This is a genomic window from Streptomyces sparsus (genome assembly GCF_054776295.1).
Genome location: NZ_BAAHCA010000523.1, coordinates 1 through 3460, shown reverse-complemented (window position 1 = coordinate 3460; position 3460 = coordinate 1). Strand labels below are relative to the sequence as shown.

3 protein-coding genes, 1 tRNA gene and 1 pseudogene are annotated in these 3460 nt (G+C 70.0%); 3 read left to right on the top strand and 2 right to left on the bottom strand.

What is annotated here, in order from left to right; all coding sequences use genetic code 11:
• The 3 genes from ACYVE9_RS19615 to ACYVE9_RS19605 all read left to right on the top strand — a co-directional run.
• On the top strand, positions 1–934 hold a 934-nt coding region (locus ACYVE9_RS19615), incomplete at its 5' end, for a DUF3418 domain-containing protein (protein ID WP_461029188.1).
• 152 nt (positions 935–1086) lie between these two features.
• Positions 1087–1161: transfer RNA gene (locus ACYVE9_RS19610), tRNA-Asp, on the top strand.
• Positions 1162–1281: 120 nt separating this feature from the next.
• Entirely contained in the window at positions 1282–1587 is a 306-nt protein-coding gene (locus ACYVE9_RS19605) for a DUF6274 family protein (protein ID WP_461029187.1), read from the top strand.
• Positions 1588–2184: 597 nt separating this feature from the next.
• Here the strand turns inward: ACYVE9_RS19605 and bldC are convergent.
• Positions 2185–2391 (bottom strand): developmental transcriptional regulator BldC, encoded by a 207-nt coding sequence (bldC, locus tag ACYVE9_RS19600; protein WP_003949541.1) that lies wholly within the window; start codon positions 2389–2391, stop codon positions 2185–2187.
• 541 nt (positions 2392–2932) lie between these two features.
• Positions 2933–3460: pseudogene (locus ACYVE9_RS19595) on the bottom strand (hypothetical protein); the annotation flags it as partial.

Genomic DNA, 3460 nt, shown 5'->3' with positions numbered 1-3460 from the left:
GGGGGCGGGGGCCGGCGGGGGCGGGCGGCAGCAGGCCGCCCCGGCACGTCGCAGCGGGCTCACCTCGTGGACGATCGGCACCCTGGACCGGACGTTCGAGACCCGCCGGGCGGGACAGCCGGTGAAGGCCTATCCGGCGCTGGTCGACGACGGCGACTCGGTGTCCGTGCAGCTCTTCGACTCGGAGGACGAGCAGCGGCAGGCGATGTGGCGCGGCACGCGGCGGTTGATCCTGCTCAACCTGCCCTCCGACCCGGCCAAGTTCGCCCAGTCCAAGCTGACGAACCAGCAGAAGCTGGCGCTGTCCCGCTCGCCGCACGGCAGCGTGCAGAAGCTGTTCGAGGACTGCGTGAGCGCCTCCGTCGACCAGCTCGTCGCGGCCAGGGGCGGTCCCGCCTGGGACGAGGAGGCCTGGCGCAAGCTGTTCGACGCGGTCCGGTCGGACGTGGTGGACACCACGTTGCGCACGGTTCGGCAGGTGCAGGAGGTGCTCGCGGCCTGGCAGGCGTGCGAGCGGCGGATGAAGGCGCCGCCGCTGAGCAACAGCATGGTCCTGGTGCCGTCGCTCACCGACGTCCGGGCCCAGTTGGCGGCGCTGGTCTGCCCGGGCTTCGTCACCGCGCACGGCGCCCGGCGGCTGAAGGACGTGCTGCGGTACCTGGTGGCCGCCGACCGGCGGTTGCAGCAGCTGCCGAACAACGCCGAGCGGGACCGCGCCAGGCTGGCGAAGGTCAAGGAGATGCAGGACGAGTACGCGTGGCTGCTGGAGCAGTTCCCGCCCGGCCGGCCGGTGCCGGAGCAGGCCAGGGAGATCCGCTGGATGATCGAGGAGCTGCGGGTCAGCTATTTCGCGCACGCGCTCGGCACGGCGTACCCGGTGTCGGACAAGCGCATCGTGAAGGCGGTGGACGCGGCTGTGCCCACACCTCGCTGACCAGCGCCGACGGCCCGCACTCAGGTGCCGCGCGAGGCTCGCGCCGGCTTCGGCGCCGGTGCTGTGCGGGGTGGGCGCGAACGGATTGGCTATGCGCCCCTGACCTGCTGTAGAGTCTGGTTCGCGCCCGGCGGTAACGGGTCGCAACGCAAGGTCCTGTGGAGCAGTTTGGAGTGCTCGCCACCCTGTCAAGGTGGAGGCCGCGGGTTCAAATCCCGTCAGGACCGCACGACAGAAGGGTCCGCATCCGAAAGGGTGCGGGCCCTTCTTGTTGCGTCCGCCGGCTCCCCGGCAGGCCCCCGGGCCCGCTGCGGGAGGGCGGTGCGGGTACGCGGCGTCTTGACGGGGTGCCGCTGCGCGAGTACCTCTGCTGGGAGGAGGTGGTCGCCGTGCCGACGACTCCGAAGCCCCCGCGGCATGCGACGGGCGCCCTGCTGCGCGCACATCTGTCGGCTGCCGCTCGCTACGGCCACACGGCCCGCCGGTGCCGGATCTGCCACCGGTTGCAGCGTCTCGCCCTGGAGCAGCCCCCGGAAGCGGACGGCGTACCGGACGCCCCGGCCCGATCCGTCCACGCCGCGGGCCCCACCCGCTCCACCGCCCCCGCTGAGTCCGTGGGTTCCGCCGGGGGGCGAAGTCCCGCACGTCGATGACAAAAGCGGTGCCGTGCACCCCTGTCCGGGTGCGAAGCTGGAACAAGCGCGGGGCTGCCGCTTGTTGGCGTCCCTACTACCGTAGTTCCGGCACACTCGGCAAGCACACGGACCTGTGACGGGAGTCACCGAACTGGTTGTGGAGACGGGGGAATTTATCCCGTTCCTACACCGGGTCAATTTAATATGTGCAATTGCACCCCCTTCCGGTGGGTCCGCGCGATCTCCGGAACGACCCCTCCGAGTGACACGGAACGACCGGGAGACGGCCCCCGGAGCCCCGTGCGGGTGACGCCGCGGCGAGCGTTTGCCGCCCGGCACGGACACCCTCCGTCACCCCGCGAGCCCGAGGACGCAGCGGCCCGGTCCTCCCGACCCGGCGGTCGGCCGCGCGCCTCTTCCGTCCGGTGGTCGTCGAAACGGCCCCGCCCGTCCCGGCGACCGACGGACGGAAGGGGTACGCGGGCGCAAAAAAATCGCGTCGGACCCGGCGGAGTCCGACGCGATTGACGACCAAGCCCTGGGGGGACACGGACTCGGACGTCTTGTGCTGCCTGGCGCATCCGGTGGGGCCGGAGACGCCCGTTATGCGGTTGTTCAGGCCTCGCTGCGCTGCTGCGGAATGCCCGCAAGAAGAGCGCGCACCTCCGCCTCGCGGTAGCGGCGGTGCCCTCCGAGCGTGCGGATCGACGTGAGCTTGCCTGCCTTTGCCCACCGCGTCACCGTCTTCGGGTCCACGCGGAACATCGTGGCAACCTCAGCCGGGGTCAGCAGCGGCTCGGCATCAGGGGTGCGAGCGGTCATGAGCGGCCTCCTCGGGAGAACCGAACCATCACGGTTCTTTCCTCTAAATTCTGCACCTTGACCCGCGTTGCCCGAAATGGCGTACGCAGGCCGAGTCGGTTATAGGACGAACGGCTTGTCCTCGGCACTACAACTACACCATCTGTCCAGCCTCGTCGGCCAAACCGATGGAATTGCCCTCTCAGGTGTTCAACCTCAACGGATGCCGATGGAACATGCCATAACGGACAGTCAGCCGCCCGTGACATTCCGTCACAGACCATGACCAGATGGCACCGAGTGAACAAGGCAGGCAATACCGAAGTGTCCGCCCAAGTTCGGACGGTAGGAGACCTTGCCGGACTCCTTGTCCTATTTTGACACGAGGAGTGGGCTTGAGGGCAAGGGCCTCTTTGAATGAGGTTTAGTGCGATCTATCACGCTTGAGGCAATCGCCCGGATCGGGACCAAGGTCCCACCCCGTCCGACGGCGCACAGCCACCCTCAGGCGCCTCGCACGACCCAGGGGCCCCGCAGCCGCGCGGCACCGCACCGGAGGCCGTCAGCTGGCGAACTGGCGCTCCCGCACCGCCCTCCAGCGCTCGGTCAGGACCTCGAACAGCTCACCCGCCCGGTCGGTGTCCCCGTCACGCAGAGCGGCCACCCCCTCGGCCGCTTCCGCAGCCGAGCGGTCGACGGCGAGCTGCTCCTCGGGAATGGTGTGCACCAGTCCTCCGTAGTCCAGCTCGACCATCGAACGGGGATGGAACTCCTCGAGCCACCGCCCCACATCTATCAGGCCGTCGACCAGCACCCCCTCGCCCAGCTCGGTGCGGAAGAGCTTCAGTGAGCGGGCGAGACGGCGACGGGCCTGCACCATCGGGGTCCGGTAGCGCAGCGACAGGCCCTCGGACGCCTTGCCGTACTCCCGCTCGCCGTCCTCGAACATCAGGAACCAGCGGACCGGTACGTGCCACAGCGCGGACCGGATCCACGGCCGGGCGTCCGCGTTGTGCGGGCCCCGGCCGCGCCACCGCTCGAAGTCGGCCTCGGCCTCCCGCCGGACCACCGGCGGCAGCGCCGCGTCGAG

Bases quoted from the DNA above. Each gene is read 5' to 3' on its own strand.
- bldC (WP_003949541.1), bottom strand. From the start codon at position 2,391: ATGACCGCTCGCACCCCTGATGCCGAGCCGCTGCTGACCCCGGCTGAG.